The sequence below is a fragment of the Streptomyces sp. NPDC023481 genome, from assembly GCF_055560195.1.
The window spans coordinates 535,081-554,357 of the sequence record NZ_JBVHJE010000003.1 but is presented as its reverse complement, the minus strand read 5'-3'; the positions used below and the strand labels follow the sequence as shown (position 1 = coordinate 554,357).

The 19,277-nt window shown below is 73.7% G+C and carries 14 protein-coding genes; 9 read left to right on the top strand and 5 right to left on the bottom strand.

Going from position 1 to position 19,277, the window contains the following annotated elements; translation table 11 throughout:
- Nucleotides 1–106: 106 nt before the first annotated feature.
- Nucleotides 107–772, bottom strand: coding sequence for a TetR/AcrR family transcriptional regulator (locus ACZ3ZD_RS09970; protein ID WP_467395265.1), 666 nt, complete (start codon nucleotides 770–772; stop codon nucleotides 107–109).
- A gap of 298 nt (nucleotides 773–1,070) precedes the next feature.
- Here ACZ3ZD_RS09970 and ACZ3ZD_RS09965 point away from each other — a divergent pair, with 298 nt between their 5' ends.
- The 4 genes from ACZ3ZD_RS09965 (at nucleotide 1,071) to ACZ3ZD_RS09950 (ending at nucleotide 5,513) form a co-directional block, all read left to right on the top strand.
- On the top strand, nucleotides 1,071–2,372 hold the full coding sequence (locus tag ACZ3ZD_RS09965; protein WP_467395264.1) for a UDP-glucose dehydrogenase family protein: 1,302 nt from the start codon (nucleotides 1,071–1,073) through the stop codon (nucleotides 2,370–2,372).
- Between the two features lie 272 nt (nucleotides 2,373–2,644).
- On the top strand, nucleotides 2,645–3,856 hold the full coding sequence (locus ACZ3ZD_RS09960) for a glycosyltransferase (protein ID WP_467395263.1): 1,212 nt from the start codon (nucleotides 2,645–2,647) through the stop codon (nucleotides 3,854–3,856).
- 185 nt (nucleotides 3,857–4,041) lie between these two features.
- Entirely contained in the window at nucleotides 4,042–4,797 is a 756-nt protein-coding gene (locus ACZ3ZD_RS09955; protein ID WP_467395262.1) for an SDR family oxidoreductase, read from the top strand.
- Nucleotides 4,798–4,847: 50 nt separating this feature from the next.
- Nucleotides 4,848–5,513 carry a TetR/AcrR family transcriptional regulator gene (locus tag ACZ3ZD_RS09950; protein WP_467395261.1) on the top strand — a complete coding sequence of 222 codons (666 nt, stop codon included), beginning with the start codon at nucleotides 4,848–4,850 and terminating at the stop codon, nucleotides 5,511–5,513.
- Between the two features lie 34 nt (nucleotides 5,514–5,547).
- Here the strand turns inward: ACZ3ZD_RS09950 and ACZ3ZD_RS09945 are convergent, their stop codons facing one another.
- Nucleotides 5,548–8,910 (bottom strand): alpha-L-rhamnosidase-related protein, encoded by a 3,363-nt coding sequence (locus ACZ3ZD_RS09945; protein WP_467395260.1) that lies wholly within the window; start codon nucleotides 8,908–8,910, stop codon nucleotides 5,548–5,550.
- A gap of 225 nt (nucleotides 8,911–9,135) precedes the next feature.
- Nucleotides 9,136–9,927, bottom strand: coding sequence for an SDR family NAD(P)-dependent oxidoreductase (locus ACZ3ZD_RS09940; protein ID WP_467395259.1), 792 nt, complete (start codon nucleotides 9,925–9,927; stop codon nucleotides 9,136–9,138).
- A gap of 120 nt (nucleotides 9,928–10,047) precedes the next feature.
- Between ACZ3ZD_RS09940 and ACZ3ZD_RS09935 the strand changes: the two genes are divergently transcribed.
- Complete coding sequence (locus ACZ3ZD_RS09935; RefSeq protein WP_467395258.1) at nucleotides 10,048–10,647, top strand: TetR/AcrR family transcriptional regulator; 600 nt, start codon at nucleotides 10,048–10,050, stop codon at nucleotides 10,645–10,647.
- A gap of 225 nt (nucleotides 10,648–10,872) precedes the next feature.
- On the opposite strand, the gene msrA is transcribed toward ACZ3ZD_RS09935, so the two are convergent.
- Nucleotides 10,873–11,406: a peptide-methionine (S)-S-oxide reductase MsrA gene (gene msrA / locus ACZ3ZD_RS09930; protein ID WP_467395257.1), complete on the bottom strand. Its 534-nt coding sequence runs from the start codon at nucleotides 11,404–11,406 to the stop codon at nucleotides 10,873–10,875.
- Nucleotides 11,407–11,848: 442 nt separating this feature from the next.
- On the opposite strand from msrA, the gene ACZ3ZD_RS09925 reads away from it, so the two are divergent.
- From ACZ3ZD_RS09925 to ACZ3ZD_RS09915, 3 genes are all read left to right on the top strand, one after another.
- Nucleotides 11,849–13,018: a carboxylate-amine ligase gene (locus ACZ3ZD_RS09925; RefSeq protein ID WP_467395256.1), complete on the top strand. Its 1,170-nt coding sequence runs from the start codon at nucleotides 11,849–11,851 to the stop codon at nucleotides 13,016–13,018.
- Nucleotides 13,019–13,109: 91 nt separating this feature from the next.
- Entirely contained in the window at nucleotides 13,110–13,871 is a 762-nt protein-coding gene (locus ACZ3ZD_RS09920; RefSeq protein ID WP_467395255.1) for an SAM-dependent methyltransferase, read from the top strand.
- 57 nt (nucleotides 13,872–13,928) lie between these two features.
- Nucleotides 13,929–14,756, top strand: coding sequence for a maleylpyruvate isomerase family mycothiol-dependent enzyme (locus ACZ3ZD_RS09915; RefSeq protein ID WP_467395254.1), 828 nt, complete (start codon nucleotides 13,929–13,931; stop codon nucleotides 14,754–14,756).
- Between the two features lie 40 nt (nucleotides 14,757–14,796).
- On the opposite strand, the gene ACZ3ZD_RS09910 is transcribed toward ACZ3ZD_RS09915, so the two are convergent.
- Complete coding sequence (locus tag ACZ3ZD_RS09910; RefSeq protein ID WP_467395253.1) at nucleotides 14,797–15,975, bottom strand: PP2C family protein-serine/threonine phosphatase; 1,179 nt, start codon at nucleotides 15,973–15,975, stop codon at nucleotides 14,797–14,799.
- Between the two features lie 263 nt (nucleotides 15,976–16,238).
- On the opposite strand from ACZ3ZD_RS09910, the gene ACZ3ZD_RS09905 reads away from it, so the two are divergent.
- Entirely contained in the window at nucleotides 16,239–19,025 is a 2,787-nt protein-coding gene (locus ACZ3ZD_RS09905) for a SpoIIE family protein phosphatase (protein WP_467395252.1), read from the top strand.
- The last annotated feature ends 252 nt before the right edge of the window (nucleotides 19,026–19,277 follow it).

The following is a 19,277-nucleotide window of genomic DNA, read 5'->3' as shown; positions in this document are numbered from 1 at the left end:
TCGGCCGAACCGTCCCCACGTGATCATGGACAGGGCATCCGCGGAACCGGCGGGGCCGGGCGAGGTGGTGCGGTCCGGGAACGGCGCCCGGCCGCTCCCCCGTGGCTCAGTGGTCGTCGGCCGTGGGCTCGTCGTCCCCGGGTGCGGCCGTCCCCGGGTCGTCGCGCGGTGCCGGGGTCAGCAGGGCGTCGATGCCCGCCCGCAGGTACCGCTCCAGGGTGGCGTCCGGCGCCGCGGTCAGGGCCGGAGGCCGTATCTCGGTGCGCATCAGGCTGGTGCCGAGCATCCAGGCCGCCAGGAGTTCCGCGCGCAGTTCCGCGTCGGGGCCGCCGAGGCGGGAGGCCAGGCGCTCGGTGAACACCTCCGTGAAGTCGGCCCGCAGCCGGGCCAGCGCCTCGTTCCGGCCGGAGGACCGCAGCACGGACAGCACCGGGTGCGGGAAATCGCCCTCCTTCGGCGTCCCCGAGAGCAACGCGCAGAGCCAGTCGGGGATCGTCTCGACGGGCTCCTCCAGCAGGGGCCGGAATATCTTCCCGGCCCCCACCACATCGTTGAACAGCGCTTCCTTCGAGCCGAAATAGCGGTAGACGAGGGCGGCGTCCACCCCCACGTCACCCGCGATGTCACGCACGCTGGTGCCCTCGTAGCCGTACTTGCCGAAGCGGAACGCGGCGGCCGACCTGAGCGCGGTGCGCGTGGCCGAGGCCGAGCGTCTCTGGCCCGGCCGGCAGGCCCCCGCCTCGGGCGTCCCGCCGTCGTGTACTCCCGTCACGTCACCGCACCTCCGTCGCCCGCGGACCTCCCGCTGCCCGCCCCATGGTCCAGTGTGCAGCGGCTGTCTGAAAGTCACCGACCGTTGTCACCAATCGTTGACTTGTGTTCGCGTCGCATGCCATACCTGTGACAGGTCAACGAGTTGACGTTTTCAGACCTCGTTCTGCCGGGCCGTACGACGGAGTCGGCCCGTCCCAGGCCGCCCGCGTGGTGCGACGGCGCGTGTCCCGGAGGCCCTGTGTACGGGCCCCGCCGACCGGAAGTGGTGATCTTCTGTGCCTGCTCGACATGTCGCCGTGATCGGAACCGGTTACGTCGGACTGACCACCGGAGCCTGCCTGGCCTCGCTGGGACACTCCGTGGTGTGTGCCGACGCCGACCCGCACAAGGTCGGACGGCTGCGCGAGGCCCGGGTGGACATCCTGGAGCCCGACCTGCCGGAGACCGTCCGGGACGCCCTGGAGGCGGGCCGGCTGGAGTTCACCGGAGACACCGCGGCCGCCGTCGCCGAGGCCGAGGTGGTGTTCCTGTGCCTGCCCACGCCCATGGGGGCGGGCGGTGCGGCCGACCTCGCCGCCGTGGAGGCCGTCGCCGGGGAGATCCGGGACGTACTGCGGCCTGGCAGTGTGGTGGTCAACAAGTCGACCGTGCCGGTCGGCACGTGCGAGCGCGTCGCCGCGCTCCTCGGCCGGGCGGACGTGACGGTGGTGAGCAATCCGGAGTTCCTGCGCGAGGGTCGCGCCGTCCACGACTTCCTGCACCCCGACCGCATCGTGATCGGCTCGGCGGACCGGGCCGCCGCCCGGCGCGTCGCCGACCTGTACGCCGTACTCGACGCGCCCCTCGTCCTCACCGACCCGGCCAGCGCCGAACTGACCAAGTACGCGGCGAACTTCTTCCTCGCGATGAAGCTGTCGTTCGCCAACAACCTCGCCACCCTGTGCGAGCGCTTCGGCGCCGACATCGCCGATGTCACCGAGGGCATCGGGCGCGATCCGCGTATCGGCTCGGCGTTCCTGCGGCCCGGGCCGGGCTGGGGCGGCTCCTGCCTGCCCAAGGACACCCACGCCCTGCTGACCGTGTGCGACCGGTCCGGCGTCGACTTCCCGCTGCTCCGCGCCACCATCGAGACCAACGTCGCCCATCAGCGCCGGCTCGTGGAGCGGGTGGCCGCCGCGTGCGGGCGCGGCGAGGACGGCTCCCTGGACGGCGTACGGCTCACCCTGTACGGCCTGACCTTCAAGGCCGGCACCTCCGACCTGCGTGACTCGCCCGCGCTCGCCATCGCCCGTCTGCTGCGCGAGCGGGGCGCCGAACTCACCGCGTACGACCCGGCGTTGTCCGAGGAGCGGCCCGACCTGAGCGATCTGCTCGACCTCGTCGCCGACCCGGTGCGGGCCGCCGAGGGGGCCGCGGCCTGCCTGGTGCTCACCGAGTGGCCACAGCTGCGGGACCTCGACTGGGCGGCGATCGCCGCGCGGATGTCCGGCGACGAGGTCCACGACTTCCGCAACCTGCTGGACGCGGACCTGCTCGCGCGGGCCGGGCTGAGCCGACGGGGCATCGGACGCCCGTCGGCACCGGCACGCGTGGCGTGACGCGCGCCCGGAGCGACCGCCACGCCGTCGGCGCCGGGCGCGGGGGTGCCACCGGGCGTCCCGTCCCCGGCCGACACCACCGCCGGAGCCGGCCGCTCCGCCACGAGCGGCCGGCCGTCGCTGCCCGCGGCCGCCCACCGCAAGCCCCGACTCACTGGAACCCACCGGCGGTCACCGACGCACAGCCACCCCGACGGCGGTCCCCGACTCGCGGTCGCCCGCCGGGAGTTCCGGACCATCCCCGACAGTCCTCCACCAGAAAGGGTCACCCCATGCGGGTTCTGTGCACCACGCTCGGCAGTCCCTCCCACGGTCGCGCTCAACTGCCCCTGCTGCGCGTCCTGGCCGAGGCCGGGCATCAGGTGCTGGTGGTCACCTCCGACGCCCTCGCCCCGGTCTTCCGTGACGACGACGTCGAGGTGAACGCCACGCTTGCCCGGTTCAACCCGCTCGTCGCGGTCGGCCCGTACCTCGCCCGGCTCCCCGAGCCCCCGGACGTGACCAAGCCGCCGACGCCGGAGCTGTCCAGGCTGCTGATGCGGAGCGTGGCCGGGGTGGCCGTCAAGCCGCTGCTGGACGTGCTGCTCCCCCTCGCCCGGGACTTCCGCCCCGACCTGATCCTGCGGGACGGCATGGACATGAGCTCGGTGCTCATCGCCGAGCTGCTGGGCGTGCCGCAGCTTCCGACGCCCTCCGGGTTCAGCAACATCGTGGACCCCGCAGAGATCCTGGGGCCGCTCAACGAACGGCGCGAGGAGCTGGGGCTACCGGTGCGGGAGGACCCGCTGTCCGTCGTACCGCACGGCCGTGTCGACTACGTACCGCCCGCGTTCTCCTTCGCTCGCAACATGCCCGCCGGCCTGTCCTACCGGCAGACGGTGGACGTCGAGCGCCGCGCGGTGCTGCCCCCGTGGGCGGCCGGGCTGCCCACCGACCGGCCGCTGGTGTACGCCGCGATCGGTACGGCCCTGCCCGCGCTGCGCGAGCAGTCGACCGAGCCGGCCGAGCCGTTGCCGGTCAGGATGCCGGACACCGGCGAGAGCCTGCGCGCGATCGCGGGGGCCGCGGCCGAGCTGGACGACTGCACGGTGGTGATCTCGACGTCCGGGCTGCCGCTGGACACCGACGGGCTGCCCGGGCACGTCCACGTCACCGAGCGCGTGCCGCAGCCGCTGCTGCTGGAGTCGGTCGACCTGTTCGTCACCCACGGCGGGTTCAACAGCATCCGCGAGGCCATGCGCACCGGCACACCGCTGGCGGTCCTGCCCCACTTCGGGGACCAGCACGCCAACGCCGAGCGGGTGACGGAGCTGGGCTTCGGCGGCCACATCACCGACCGCACCGCGGCGGGCATCGCCGACGTGTGCCGCAAGCTGCTCGCCGACCCGGCACCCCGGGCGCGGGCCCGGGCGGCCCAGCTGGCGATGCTCACCCTGCCGGACGTCGAGCAGGCGGTCGGCGACCTGGAGGAGATCGCCGGGTAACCCCGCGCCACATGTCCAACGGCGGCACGGCCGGCACCGCCGCGTCCCTGGAGGGGTGCGTCGCCTCGATGCGCGCGCTCTTCCTCACCGGTGCCGCGGTGTCCCTGGTCCAGGATTTTGAGCGGAGCGCTCCGCTCCGATAAGGTGCCGGCACAGTCCAGCCCTGCGCCGATCCGGAGGAATGCATGAGTACGAGCAAGCCGACCGCCCTGGTCACCGGGGGCAGCCGGGGCATCGGCGCGGCCACCTCGCGGGAACTGGCGGCCCGTGGATACCGCGTGGCCGTCAACTACCACTCCAACCGCGCGGCGGCCGACCAGGTGGTCCGGGAGATCGAGGCGGACGGCGGCGAAGCCTTCGCCGTCCAGGCCGACGTGCACGACACCGCACAAGCGGCCGGACTGCTGGACCGCGCCGCGGTCGACGGCTGCCTGGACGTCCTCGTATGCAACGCCGGCGCCCGCTTCACGCCGACCCCGCTGTCCGCGCTCACCTGGGACGACTTCCACGCCAAGGTGACGAACGAACTCGCGTCCGTCTACGCCCTCACCCAGCGGGCCCTCACGATGATGGGCGCCCGGGGCCGGGGCCGGATCGTCTACGTCTCCAGCGCCGTGGCCGACGGCCCGCCCATCGCGGGCATGGCCGCGCACGGCACCGCCAAGGCCGCCCTGAACGCGTTCGCCCGCTTCGTGGCCTTCGAGGCCGGCCCGCTCGGCGTCAATGTCAACGTCGTGGCACCCGGCTTCGTCCGTACCGAGTCCAGCGCCGGGCAGCCGGCTCCGTTCCAGCGGCGCCTGGTGGAGCACACCCCGCTCGGGCGGGTCGCGGAGCCGGAGGACGTGGCCCGCGCGATCGCGATGCTCGCCGGCGAGGAGGCCGACTACATCACCGGCGCCATCCTGCCCGTCGACGGCGGGCACGGCGTGGCCCGCCGGTGAGAGAGCGTCTGCCGGGGGGAGCATCCGCCGGTAGGGGAGAATGCTGCGCCATGGGTGACACGCACGCCGCCAGACCACGCGGCCGACAGCGGGAGGCGGACCGCAACGACGCCCGCCTCATGGAGGCGGCGCGCGAGGTCTTCGCCGAGCGCGGCTGGGACGCCCCCGTCTCGGAGATCGCCCGCCGGGCGGGCATCGGCATGGGCAGTCTCTACCGCCGCTACCCCAGCAAGGAGCTGCTGGCCCAGCACATGCGGATCGCGGGGATGGAACAGCTCGTCACCCAGGCGCGTACGGCCCTCGCCGAGGAGCACGACCCGTGGGCGGCCTTCGCCCGTTTCCTGCGGGACGCGCTCTCGGCGCAGGGGTCCGGCGGGCCGCTGCTTCCGCTGGTGGGCGGCCGGCTGCCGGCCACCGAGGAGATCGTGGCCGCCGCCGACCGGCTGCGCGCCACCCTCGACGAGCTGGTGGTGGGCGCGCACCGGGCGGGGGTGCTGCGTACCGACTTCACGTCCGCCGACATCCCCCTGCTGCTGGAACACCTCACCCCACGCGTCCCCGTCCCCGTCGAGCGGGCCACCGCGCTGCACCTGCGGTACCTGGACCTCGTCCTCGCCGGACTGCGGGCGGCGCCGGCCGGCGAGGACGAGACCCTTTCCGGCCGGGCGCCTAACTGGGCGGAACTGCGGGCGCTGTGGAACGCCCACGAGGGGTGAGGAGACTCGGCGAGCACGCCCGGGGCCGCCGGCGTCATCCGATCCGGATCTCCGCGAGTTGCAGGCGGTGGACGCTGGTCTCGTCGGCCGCGGGAGCGCCCAGCCTGGTCGCCCGCAGCCGCAGATACCGGCCTCCGGCGGAGGCGAGCGTGTACGTCTGCGGGGTGCCGCCGGGATCCGCCTGCCCGGTGACCGTGCGGACCGTGCGGTACGAAGCGGAACCGTCGGCGCGGGTCTGGATCGTGAAGTCGACCGGGAAGCCCGCCGTGCCGCCGCCGGCCGCGCCCGTGTCGGTACGGGGGTGGAGGGTGACGGAGCCGATCGCCCGGTCCGCGCCGAGGTCGACCTCGATCCACACGGGTGTGTCGCCGACGTCGGCGGAGGCGAAGCCGATGCTGGTGAAGCCCTTGGCGCCGCTCACGCTGGTGGTCGTGCCGTCCAGGACCCGGGTCTTGCCCCAGTCGCCGTTCTCCAGCGTGTAGTTGGCGGTGACGGTGGTCGCGGCGGTCGGGACGGTGAGCTCGGCGAGTTGCAGCCGGTACGTGGCGGGTTCGTCGGCGGCGGGTGCGCCCAGCCTGGTCGCCCGGAGGCGGACGTAGCGGGCGGTGGTCGTCCTGAAGCCGTACGTCCGCACCAGTCCGCGGGGGTCCGACTCGCCGGTGACCGTGCGGACGGTGGTGTACGAAGCGGAACCGTCGGCGCGGGTCTGGAGGGTGAAGTCGACGGGGAAGCCCGCCGTGCCGCCGCCCGCCGCGAGGGTGTCGGTGCGGGGGAAGAGGCGTACGGCGTCGAGGTCGGTGTCGGAGCCGAGGTCGACCTCCACCCAGACCGGGTTCGCGGAGACGTCGGCGGAGGGGAAGTCGAGGCTGGTGTAGCCCCGGGCGCCGCTCACGCCGGTCAGGACGCCGTCGGTAAGCCGGTTCCTGCCCCAGTCGGCGTTCTCCAGGCTGCTGTTGGACGTGACCGGCCTGCCCAGGGCGATGTCGTCCCGCCGGCCGGCGCCGGTGACGGTGAACCTCCAGTTGCCCGGCCGGAGGGTGAAGTAGACGTAGGAGGCGTCCTTGCCGGCGTAGGCCAGGCCGGCGGCGCCGCCGGTGGAGGAGCCGTCGCGGAAGACGGTGGTGCCGTTCGCCGCGATGACGGGCCGGGGGCCGCCGTAGGTGGGGACGCCGACCCGCGCGGTCGTACCCGTCGGGGAGGTGAGCGTGAGGGTCACCGCGGTGCCGTCGCGTTCGATGCCGAAGCGGATGTCGCCCCGCACGGTGGGGGTCACACTGCTGATCCTCGTCAGGGTGCCGGTCTGCGGGACGACGTCGTACGACACCCAGCCCGGCTTGGTGGGGCGGACGCCGGCGGCGTAGGCGGACGCCGCGTACAGCGGGCCGCCGTTCCAGGCGTGGTTGTCGGTGCCGGCGGTCTTGTCCCACAGCTCCCACAGGGTGTGGCAGGCGGGGTCGGCGACCTGGGTGGCGTAGCGGTTGCGTATCCGCTCCTCGGCGACGGTGGCCGCGCCCATCAGGTACAGCGCTTCCAGGACGTAGAACTCCATGTACGGGCTGGCGTTGAGGTGGGTGCGCAGTACCTCGGTGACCGCGCGGTGGCGGGAGGCGGGGGCCAGACCGGCGACGACGGCGAGGGCGTTGGCCCGGTCGTCGGTGTCCTTCGTGTAGCCGGGTGAACGGTACTCGTTCTTCGTGGAGTCCCACAGCACGCGGTCGAAGTTGGCCTCGATGCTGTCGCGTCGGGCCTGCCAGGCGGCCACGTCACCGGTGGCTCCGGCGAGGCCGGCGAGGGTGATGGCGGTGCCGAGCGCCAGGTGGTACCAGCAGTTGTCGAGGACGCGGGCGTCGATGTCGCCGCCCCAGTCCTCCCAGTCCCAGTCGCCGGCCCGGTGCGAGACCAGGCCGTCGCTGTCCAGGGCCCACAGCTCGAGGTACTTCTTCACCGCCGGGTAGGCGCCGGTGACGGCGTCGGCGTCGCCCGTGTAGAGGTGGTAGGTGCCGAAGGACCACACCGAGGCGAGCATCTGGACGGGCAGTTCGCTGGTCCAGATGACCGACGGGACCGGCGAGTACAGCGCGCCGCCGGTTTTCTGCCAGGAGGCCAGCTGGGAGATCGCCTTCGCGCCGAGGGCGTGGGAGCGGGTGTCGAAGGTGTAGAAGCCCTCCTTGAGCTGGTTCACCACATCGCCCCACCACTGGGAGCGCTCGCGGGTGGGGCAGTCCATGTAGTTGTCCCGCATGTTGACGTACATGGTGCGGGCGGCCTTGGTCCACAGCGTGTCGAGGAAGTCGTCGCTGCTGGTGAACGACCCCGCGAAGTCGGTGTCGTAGCCGCTCTCCCGGTACTTCAGGTCAAGGATGCGCACGCCCGCCGGGATCGTGTACCGCACGGCGGTGCCGCTCATCCACGCCAGGGACTCGAACTCCTGGACCCCACCGGTGCAGACGTAGGTGGTACGGACGTTGTAGGCGGTTCCGGGCTCGATCCCGGACAGGCCGGCGCCGTCGTCGTAGTGGTCGGTCTGGATGCCGATCACCGCGCCCGACGGGGCGTCCACCTTCAGGTACGGGGTGACCTGGAGATCGGAGGGCAGGATGGCGGAGATGGCGGTGGCGCCCTGGCCGGTGGACGGCAGGGCGGAGGCGTTGACGTAGGGCCTCGCATCCGAGTAGCGGAACTGCGGGACGGGCCGCTGGACCAGGCCGTTCCAGGGGCCTGTGCCCGCGGGGCCGTAGTCCGTGGGCGCCTGCCAGGAGCTGTCGTCGAAGGTGGACGACTGCCAGCCGGCCATCGCGGTGGCGTTGCGGGCGTCGTAGGAGATGTTGGACTCGGGCAGGCGGAAGTTGGCCTGGGGGCCGCTGGTGTCGTGGGAGTAGCCGGGGTGGACGGTGTGCTTCCAGCCGGTGTCGCTGACCAGCGGGGTGCTGCTCGCACCGGTCCGCAGGTCGGACTGGAAGAGCAGGCCGCCCTTGCCGCTGCTGTTGTGCGAGAAGCCCTGCTTGCCGAAGTACCAGACCAGCAGGGCGATCGTGTTGCGGCCCGCGGTGAGGTGCGGGGCGAGGTCGATCTCGTCGTAGTAGGTGTCCGTGGGGTTCGGACCGCGCTTGAGACCGCCCTCGAACACGACCAGCGTGCCGTTCACCCACAGCCAGTACTTGGAGTCCACGGCGATCCGCGTCACGGCCTTCGCCGGCGCCGAGCCCAGCGTGAACGACCGCCGGAACGCCACCCACTGGTTCGCCGTACTGCCCGCCGCCCAGATCCACCGCGCCGTCCATGCCGCGGCGGCCGAGGCCACCGGCGCCAGAACGGGCAGCGCCAGGGAGCCGAGCGTGGGCGCGAGGGCCACGGCTATGGCCGAGCGCAGGGCGGTACGGCGCGTCACTGGGGGCATCGGGGCTCCAGACCTCTGCGTATGAATCGATTCAATCGATCGCTTGCAGCGGAGATGGTGGGGCCGCTCGGGGTGCGGTGTCAACAGGCGTGCAGGGGTTGTCCGGTGGGACGTGGGCCGTGTTGTGGGGCTGTGGGGCCAGGGGAGGACGTTGTCGACGACGCGGCCGTGGCCCCTCGCCCTCCCGGGGACCACGAACCGTTTCCGGCGAGCAAGACCACGTCGTCAGCGGCGCGTCCGCTGGGCCGCCACGATCGCCGTCAGGGTCTTCTCCGCGCCCGCGCGCCGCTGCACCCGTTCGGCGAACGCCGGGAACTGCGACGCGATCCGGGTCAGGAACCTCAGTTCGAGCGGGGCCACGTTGATCTCCGCGGCGTTGCGTTCGATCGCGCGCGTGACGCCCGCGACGACCTGGCGCGGTGCGACCGTGCGGACGCCGCCGGGCGTGGGGGAACCGGTGTCGGCGAACATGCCGAGGTCGCGCACGAACCCGGGCTGGACGATGGAGACGCCGACGCCGGTGCCGTGCAGATCCTGGCGCAAGGCCAGGGAGAGGCCGCGGAGGCCGAACTTCGTCGCGGTGTACAGGGACGACGACTTGGTGGCGGCCATGCCCGACAGGGAGCCGACGAAGCAGATGTGGCCGCGTCCCCGGGCCACCATGGCGGGGGCCAGCAGCCGCGCGAGCATCGCGGGGGCGCGCAGGTTCACCGCGAGCGCCCGGTCGATCTGGGCCGGCGTGTAGTCGAGCAGGTCGCCGCTGGAGGGCAGCGCCGCGTTGGCGATGAGGATGTCCGTACCGGCGGCCTCCTCGGCGAGTCGCGTGACGTCCTCGTCGTCGGCGAGATCGGCGAGGACCGTCCGGGCGCCGTAGCGGTCGGCGAGGGGTTCCAACGCCTCTCTGCGCCGCCCGGTGAGGACGAGACGCGCGCCGCGCGCGGACATCTCCGCGGCGATCGCGCCGCCGATGCCGCCCGTGACCCCGGTGAGCAGAACGGTTGCCCCGGCAATGTGCACGACTGTCCTCCCGTGTCGTTCGTTCGAACGAACAGTAGAGACGACGGGCCCTCCTGTCCACCGCGTCGGCGGCACACGCGCGGTCCTGGCCGGAAGAGAGCGGATGGGAGAATGCGTGGCATGCCGAACGCCGCTCCCGCCGCCTCCACCCGCCAGCGCATCATCACCGCCGTCCTGCGGATCATCGGCGAGGACGGGGTCGCGGCGGTCACCAACCGGCGCATCGCCCGGGAGGCGGGGGTGTCGCTGGGCTCGGTGACGTACCACTTCGCGACCCAGCACGAGTTGCTGCGCGAGAGTCTGCTGCACTTCGTCCGCGAGGAGGCCCGGCACTTCACCGAGCTGGCCGACCAGTGCCGGACCGACGGCATCGGCGTGGAGGAGGCCGCGTCCCTGGCCGGCCAGGTCCCGTGCGGCGGGGCGCTGGACAGTGCCCATCTCGCCCCGTTCGAGCTGTACCTGCACGCGGGACGCGACGAGCGGCTGCGGGAGGCGGCGGCGGAGGCCTTCCGCGCCTACGACCGGCTCGCCACCCGGATCCTCACCGCTCTGGGCGTCCCGGGCGCGGAGCGCCTGGCGGCCACCACGGTCGCCGTGGTGATGGGCCTGCAACTGCGCCGCCTGGCCACCGGCAGCCCGGCCGAGGACCTGGTCGACGCCCTGTTGCTGCTCGTGCGGGGCGCCGCCGCCGAGCAGGCCGGGCAGGACCTGCCGGCGTGAGAGCGCCGGGCGGCGACGCCGGACCCGGTGAGTCCGCCCGGGGGTGACTTTCCGTGTCTACTCCCGGGGGAAAGCCCCCGGCCACCGACTGGGCTGCACCTTCGCCCCCGGCCACAAGGGCATGCCGGGGTGCCGTACCACGAGACGGGGCTGGGCCGGTCCTACCGCGAGGCGCTGACGCACCTGCACCGCGTGGGCGAGCCCCTCAGGCGGCGCAGGGCGTGATCAGCGGGCGGTACCGCTCGCCGGGGACGAGGCGCGGCGCGGCAGCTTCCAGTTCGGTCGCGGGAAGTGACAGGTGTAGCCGTCCGGGTAGCGCTCCAGGTAGTCCTGGTGCTCGGGCTCGGCCTCCCAGAAGTCGCCCACGGGTTCGACCTCGGTGACCACCTTGCCCGGCCACAGCCCGCTCGCCTCGACGTCCGCGATGGTGTCCAGGGCGACGCGGTGCTGCTCCTCGCCGGCGTAGAAGATGGCCGACCGGTAGCTGCGCCCGATGTCGTTGCCCTGGCGGTCCCTGGTGGTCGGGTCGTGGATCTGGAAGAAGAACTCCAGGATGTCGCGGTAGCTCGTGACCTTCGGGTCGAAGAGGATCTCGATGGCCTCGGCGTGGTCGCCGTGGTCGCGGTAGGTGGCGTTCGGCGTGTCACCGCCGCTGTAGCCGACGCGGGTGGACACCACGCCCGGCTGCCTGCGGATCAGGTCCTGCATGCCCCAGAAACAACCGCCCGCCAGTACGGCCCGCTCGGTTTCCGATGTCATCGGTAGCTCCCTCACCCTCGAGCCGCTGTCCGGCGCGGTCCTCGACGTACGGTTCTCACGTGCCCCCAGCTTATTACCACCCCGGGGTAGGCACCGAGCGGGCCCGGGGCGGGCGGGGCCACGGCTCACGGCCGTCGGAGTTCGGCCAGTTGTGCAGGACCCTCTGGACGCGTGCGTCGCGGTGGGGCGGTGGGGCACGGCGGTCCGCGGGCGGGCGCCGTGCGGGAACCACCGTCCGGCCTGCGCCTTCTCGGGGCGGTGCCGCCGCCGGCGGTGAACGCGGCACGGGTGGTGCGGGCGCGTCGACGGTGTCCGGGTAGCCGCTTGCCGTGCGCTCGGCCCCGGGACGACCATGTGTGCTCCCACCCGCTGCGCGTCAGGGAGTGGCCCGGTCTCCGCGTTCGACAGCACCGCGTCCTGTGTCCCCTCGGAAGGGCTGGTCGTGCCAGAGTCGCTTGATGCCGTGATCCCCGCCGTCGCCGCCGCGCCCGCACCCCCGGCGGAGGTGGCCGCCCCGCCGACGCTGGGCGTGGAGGAGGAGTTCGTCCTGGCCGAACGGCACAGCAGGGCGGCCGTGCACCGGGCCCCGGCCGTGGTGGACGCCGCCCGCGGTCGCCTCGGCGCGCCGCACGTGACGGCGGAGGTCTCGCAGGCCCAGGTGGAGACCGTCAGCGCGGTGTGCCGTACCGCCGGGGAGCTGGAGGCGGAGATCGTCCGGCTGCGCGGTGGAGCGGCCGCGGCCGCCGCGGAGTACGACTGCCTGCTCGTGCCCAGTGGCAGCGCGGTCCTCGGCCGGCCCGGCCCGCCGCCCGTCGTGGACAAGGCCCGCTACCGCGCCTTCCTCCGCCGCTTCGGGCCTCTCGTCCACGACCAGGGCGTGAACGCCTGCCACGTGCACGTCGGGGTGGCCGACCGGGAGGAGGCGGTACGGGCGGTCAACCACCTGCGGGGCTGGATGCCGTTGCTGCTGGCCCTCACGGGCAACTCCCCGTACAGCGACGGCACGGACACCGGCTACGCGAGCTGGCGCTCCATGGTCTGGGGCCGCTGGCCGCTGGCGGGGCCGCCGCCCTTCCTGCGGGGCGCGGCCCACCACGAGCAGATCGTCGGCCAACTCGTGGCCAGCGGGGCGGTGATGGACCCCGCCATGGTGTACTGGCACGTCCGGCCCTCACCGCACCTTCCCACCGTGGAGGTCCGCATCGCCGACGTGCTGCCCGAGCCCGCGGCCACCACGGCGTACGCGCTCCTGGTCCGCGCCCTCGTCGGCTGCGCCGTGGACGCGGTCCGCGCCGGTGAACCCGCGCCCGACTCCCCCGACCTGGTGCTGCGGGCGGCGTGCTGGCACGCCGCCCGGTACGGGACGGACGGCGCCCTGCCCGCCACCCACACCCGGGACTGCGCGCCGACCGCCGTCGGCCGGCTGGTGGAGGAACTCTGGAAGCGGGTCGAGCCGTACCTCGGCCGCTACGGCGACGACCGGTGGGTCGGCGACTGGCTGAGCGAGGTCCAGCACCGGGGCACCGGCTCGGTGCGGCAGCGGCGGATGGCGCGGCGGCACGGGGGCCGCCTGCAGGCTGTGGTGGACGAACTCGCCGTACCGCCCGCGTGATCCGGGACCGGTAGCGCTCCGTCCCCGTCCCCGTGCGCATAGGATGATCGACCACAGGGTCCGAACGGGACACGGGGACAACGGAGTTGCGATGATCGACACCAGCAGGGCGCATCCCGCGCGGGTCTACGACTGGCTGCTGGGCGGCAAGGACAACTACCCGGTCGACGAGGCCGTGGGTGAGCGGCTGCCGTCCGAGGCGAAGGACGCGGCGCGGCAGAACCGGCAGTTCATGCACCGGGCCGCCGCCTGGCTCGCCGCGCAGGGCGTCGACCAGTTCCTGGACATCGGCACGGGCATCCCCACCCCGCCCAACCTGCACCAGATCGTCCAGGACATCGCGCCGTCCGCGAAGGTCGTCTACACCGACAACGACCCGATCGTCCTGCGCCACGCCGAGGCCCTGCTGGTCAGCAGCGCCGAGGGCGTCACGGACTACATCGAGGCCGATGTGCGCCGGCCGGAGTCCATCGTGCGGCACGCCCGGCAGGTGCTGGACTTCGACCGCCCGATCGCGCTGTCGCTGATCGCGCTGATGCACTTCATCAGCGACGAGCAGGACGCCCACGGGATCGTCCGCAACCTGGTGGCCACGCTGCCCGCGGGCAGCTATCTGGTGCTGTCGCACGCCGCGTCCGACATCTATCCGGAACTCGCCGCGCAGGTCACCGCCGAGTACGCCAAGGGCGGTATCCAGCTCGGCTTCCGGTCCCGCGCGGAGGTGGCGCGCTTCTTCGACGGGCTGGACCTCGTCCCGCCCGGCCTGGTGACCGCCACGGAGTGGGGCACGCCGGCCCCGGACACCGAGCCGGAGGCCAGCGGGGTCTACGCGGCGGTGGCCCGCGTCCGCTGACCGGTTACCCTCCGGTGGGATCCGGCGACACAAGTCGCGGCGGACGGAGCGGCATCCGTGCCCAGGACAGAACGGCGGCAGCAGATGGCAACGACGAGCGGGCCGGGGCACTCCCTGCCGTACGGCACCTACCGGGAGGCGATCGAGCGGGAGACCCTCCGGTTCGCCGGCGCGGTGCGGGGCGCCGACCCCACGAGCGCCGTGCCGTCCTGCCCCGACTGGACGCTGGCCGAGCTGACCCGGCACACGGGAGCGGTGCAGCGCTGGTTCTGCGCGCTGCTCACCCAGCGGGTGCAGGAGCCACCGCGCAGCCGTGACGTGGAGCTGGGGCTGCCCGAGGACGAGCGGGATCTCGCCGACTGGCTGGCGGCAGGCACGTCCGCGGTGGCGGCCGTGCTGCGGGACACCGATCCCGACGCGGCGATGTGGGCGTGGGGCGAGGACCAGCACGCGCGGTTCTGGGTCCGCCGGATGCTCTGCGAAACGCTGGTGCACCGGGTGGACGCGGAGCAGGCCGTGGGCCGGGAGTCGGACATCGACCCGGTGCTCGCGGTGGACGGGGTGGACGAGTTCCTGGTCAACCTCCGCTACGCGGGGCTGTTCTCCCCCGCTGTGACGAAGCTGCGCGGCGACGGCGAGACGCTGGCGTTCCGGTGCGCCGGCACCGGCGAGGAGTGGCGGGTGCGGCTGGACCCGGACGGCTTCCGGCTGCTGCCGCTCACCGGCGGCGACACCGCGTCCGAGCCGCCCACGGTGGCGGTGCGCGGGCAGGCGGCGGATCTGCTCCTGCTGCTGTACGGGCGGCGGTCGTACCAGGAGCCCGCCTTCGACGTGTCGGGCGAGACCGCGGTCCTCGACCGCTGGTTCGTCCACTCGGCCTTCTGAGCCGGCCCGGGGCACTTCCCCGTGGCGCTGCCGCGGCGCCTCATGAAGGCGGCTGCGGCGGGGCGGGCGGCTCGTCGGCGGGGAGGCAGACGGCGAGCGCCGCGATGTCGTCCTGCAGCCGGTCGCCGCTGTGGTCCAGCAGGTCGTGGTGGAGCCGCTCCAGGAGGTCCCGGGGCGGCAGGCGGCCCCAGGCACGCAGGCGCTGGAGCAGCGGGTAGAAGGTGCCGTCGGCGTCGCGGGTCTCGGTGATGCCGTCCGTGTACAGCAGGAGCTGGTCGCCGGGCCGGAACGCGTAGTCGTGCACGTGGTAGGGCTCCCGGACCAGCATGCCGAGGTTGAGCGGCGGGGCCGAACGGCCGCTGTCCAGTTCCCGTACCTCGCCGGGCCGGATCCGGACCGGGGGCGGGTGGCCGCAGTTGAGGACGCGGACCACCGGCTCCCGCGTGGCGATCTCGGCGAAGACGGCGGTGACGAACCGTTCGCCCACCTCGCTCCCGCCCAGCAGCGCCGCCCTGCGGTTCATACTGGTCTCCACCCGGCCGGCCAGGGCGGGCAGGGCGGGCTCGTCGTGGGCCGCCTCGCGGAACGCGCCGAGCAGGGCCGCGGCCGTCTCCACCGCGAGCAGCCCCTTGCCCCGGACGTCGCCGATGAGCAGCCGTACGCCGTACCGGGTGGGGACGGCCTCGTACAGGTCGCCGCCGATTCGGGCCTCCGCCGCGGCGGACACGTAGAGGCTCTCCATCCGCAGCGGGCCGATCCGGTGGGGTACCGGTCTGAGCAGGACCCGCTGGGCGATGTCGGCCACGAAGCGCACGTCGGCCAGGGTGCGCTCGCGGCGGATGCGGTGCGCGGCCAGGATCGTGCCGAGGACGCCCACCAGCGCGGTGCAGACGTAGGCGGCCACGTAGTGGCGGTCCCACAGGTAGCCGACCGAGCGGCCCGCGCAGCAGGGGGTGCCGGCCAGGACGCCTTCCAGGACGACGCCGAACACCGTGGCACCGGCGACGACGACCGGGCCGTGGGCGAAGGCGGCGACGAGGGGCAGGGCGATCAGCACGAAGCTCACCGGCCACTGCACGGGCGTCACCGGCTCCAGCAGCAGCAGGGCCGCGACGTACAGGACCGGGAGCCACCGCGTCCATGCCGGGGGCGCCGGCAACCGCGTCCGCGCGCCGGCGCCACCCTCCGGCTCCCGACCGGTGTGTCCAGGTTTCGGCATACGTGGTCTCCGCACACGGACTCCTGTCACGGCACCTCGACAAGACTCCCAGCCTGGTCCGCCGGGCCGCGTTGCGCCCGGATTGCTCCAGTCAACGGCATGTTCCGGCCCTTCGCGCGGGCTGGGGGTCACCGTCGCGAGGCCCGGGGGTCACCCGGCGCGCAGCGGCCGCGCCGCACACCGTGCCCGTGCCGGTGCCCGCGCCTGCACCGTCGGCGGCACAGCGGTCGCCGGTCACCGAGCCCCAGTGCTAGAAAAGGGAGATGAGCGGACGTTCCCGCTGGCCATGGGCGAGCGCGGCGCCACCGCCCGGCACACGAGGGTCATCCGGTCCGTCCCGAAGTCGAAGGCCCTGGCCGTTCCGCGGACGCCGTCTCTCGCCGTCCCTGAGCGTCCGCACGCTGGCCGCGCAGGTCTTCCTGCTGCAGGCGCTGATCATGCTGATGCTGGTCGCGGTGGCCGCCGCCGCCCTGGTCGTGCAGGGGCGCTACGACGCCGAACGCAGCGCGGAGGATCGTTCCCTCGCCGCGGCGGAGGCGTTCGCGCACGCGCCCGGAACGGCGCTCGCGCTGCGGTCGTCGCATCCGACGGCCCTGCTCCAGGCGGCGGCGGAGCAGGCGCGGAAGGGGTCCGGCGTCGATTTCGTGAGCGTCCTGGACCGGCACGGGGTCCGGCTCACCGATCCGGTGCCCGGGCTGATCGGTACGAAGGCCGGGGGCGTCGGCCGGGCCGCCGGGGGCGAGACGTTCACCGAGACGTTCCACGGCCGGCCCGCCGACGCCGTGCGCGCGGTCGTACCCGTGACGGACGCCAGCAGGCGCGTGGTCGGCATCGTCACCGCCGGGATCCAGTACGCGAACGTCAGCGCTGTGCTGAACCGGCAGCTGCCGATGCTGTTCGGCGCGGCGGCGGCGGCACTCGTGCTGGCGACCGGCGGTGCGGCCCTGGTCAGCCGGCGCCTGCTGCGGCAGACCCACGGGCTCGGCCCGGCCGAGATGACCCGCATGTACGAACACCACGACGCCGTGCTGCACGCGGTGCGCGAGGGCGTGCTGATCGTCGACGGCGAGGGGTCCGTGCTGCTCGCCAACGACGAGGCGCGGCGGCTGCTTGACCTGCCCGAGGACGCCGACCGGCGGCCGGTGCGGGAGCTCGGTCTCGGGCCGCGGCTCGCGCGGCTGCTGGAGTCGCAGGAGACCGCGACCGACGAGGTCATCCCGGCCAACGGCCGGCTGCTCGCGGTGAACATCCGGCCGACCGCTCCCTACGGCGGCGCCCAGGGGCTGGTCGCCACCTTCCGGGACACCACGGACCTGCGGGCGCTGTCCGGGCAGGCCGAGGTGGCGCGGGGCCGGCTGTCCTTCCTGTACGAGGCGGGCATGCGGATCGGCACCACCCTCGACGTCCGGCGTACGGCGGAGGAGCTGGCCGAGGTGGCGGTCCCCCGGATGGCCGACATCGTCACCGTGGAACTCCTCGACTCCGTGCTGCGCGGCCAGGAGCCCACGAGCGCCGTGCGGCAGATGCGCCGTACCGCGCTGCGCGCATCGCGGGCCGGGCACCCCCTCCAGCCGGTGGGCGACCTGATCCGGCTCGTGATGGCCGACACGCCGATGGCCGCGGCCCTGCGCCAGGGCAAGGCCGTCCTGGTGGCCGACCTGCACGGCGCCGACGACTGGCGGGCCCAGGACCCCGAGGGGGCGCTGCGGGCGCTGGAGTACGGCATCCACTCGCTGATCACGGTGCCGCTGCGGGCCCGCGGGGTGATCCTCGGCATGGTCAACTTCTGGCGTGGCGCGGGCTCCCCCCGGTTCGAGGAGGAGGACGTGGCCGTGGCCGAGGAGCTGGTGGCCCGGGCCGCCGTGGCGATCGACAACGCGCGCCGCTACTCCCGCGAACACGCCCTCGCGATGACGCTGCAACGGAACCTGCTGCCGCTGGGCCTGCCGGACCAGGACGCGCTGGAGGTCGCCTCGCGCTACCTGCCGGCGCAGTCCGGGGTGGGCGGCGACTGGTTCGACGTCATCCCCCTGCCCGGTTTCCGGGTGGCGCTGGTCGTCGGGGACATCGTGGGGCACGGGTTGCAGGCCGCGGTGACCATGGGGCGGTTGCGCACGGCCGTACTGAACTTCTCGTCGCTCGACCTGGCCCCGGAGGAACTGCTCGGACACCTCGACGAGATGGTGACCCGGCTGGACACCCAGGGCGCCCCCACCGACGACGACCGGGTGCCGCTGACCGGGGCCACCTGCCTGTACGCCATCTACGACCCGGTCGGCGGGCACTGCACCCTCTCCCGCGCCGGGCACCTGGCGCCGGCCGTGGTGGATCCGCAGGGCCGGGTGACGTTCCCCGACCTGCCGCTGTCGCCGCCCCTGGGGGTCGGCGGGCACCCCTTCGAGGCCGGGGAGCTGGACCTGCCCGAGGGCAGCCGGCTCGTGCTGTTCACCGACGGCCTGGTCGAGAACCGAGGACGGGACATCGACGAGGGCCTGGCCATGCTCTCGTCGGCCGTCGCGCACGCGGACCGGTCACCGGAGGAGACGTGCCGCGCCCTGGTGGAGACGATGCTGCCCGGGCACCCCAGCGACGACGTGGCGCTGCTGGTCGCCCGGACCCGGCTCCTGCCGCCCTCCCGGGTCGCGGCCTGGGACGTCCCGTTCGACGCCGAGGCCGTGCCCCGGATCCGCGGGGAGGTGAGCCGGCAACTCGCCGACTGGGGCCTGGAGCAGGTGGCCTTCGCCACGGAGCTGATCCTGAGCGAACTGCTCACCAACGCCATCCGCTACGGCGCGCCGCCCGTCCGGGTCAGGCTGCTGCTGGGCCGCACCCTGGTCTGCGAGGTGTCGGACGGCAGCAACACCTCGCCCCGGCTGCGGCGCGCGGCCAGCACCGACGAGGGTGGCCGCGGGCTGTTCCTGGTCTCGCAGTTCGCGGAGATCTGGGGCACCCGCTACGCCTCCCGGGGCAAGGTCATCTGGGCCGAGCAGAACCTGGACAGCGACGCGGAACCGGACCCGTCGGCCCTGTTCGACGTCATGGGCCTGTGACCGGGGGCGGCCCGGGACAGCGGCGTCCCGGGCCGGCGGCCGCTCCGCGGTGCGGAATCACGCGTACGTCCCAGGAGCCGGGGTCGGCCTCGCTGCCTGCCGGCGCTGGGGAAAAAGGTGTTGTCGCAACCGGCCACGGGCGCGATCGTGGTCCTCGCCCTGCGGACCGCCGCCCCGGGCGAGGCCGGACTCGACTGCCTGCCGGCCGAACCGGCCGACGAGTGACCCGCACCGCCCCGACCGCCACGCCCG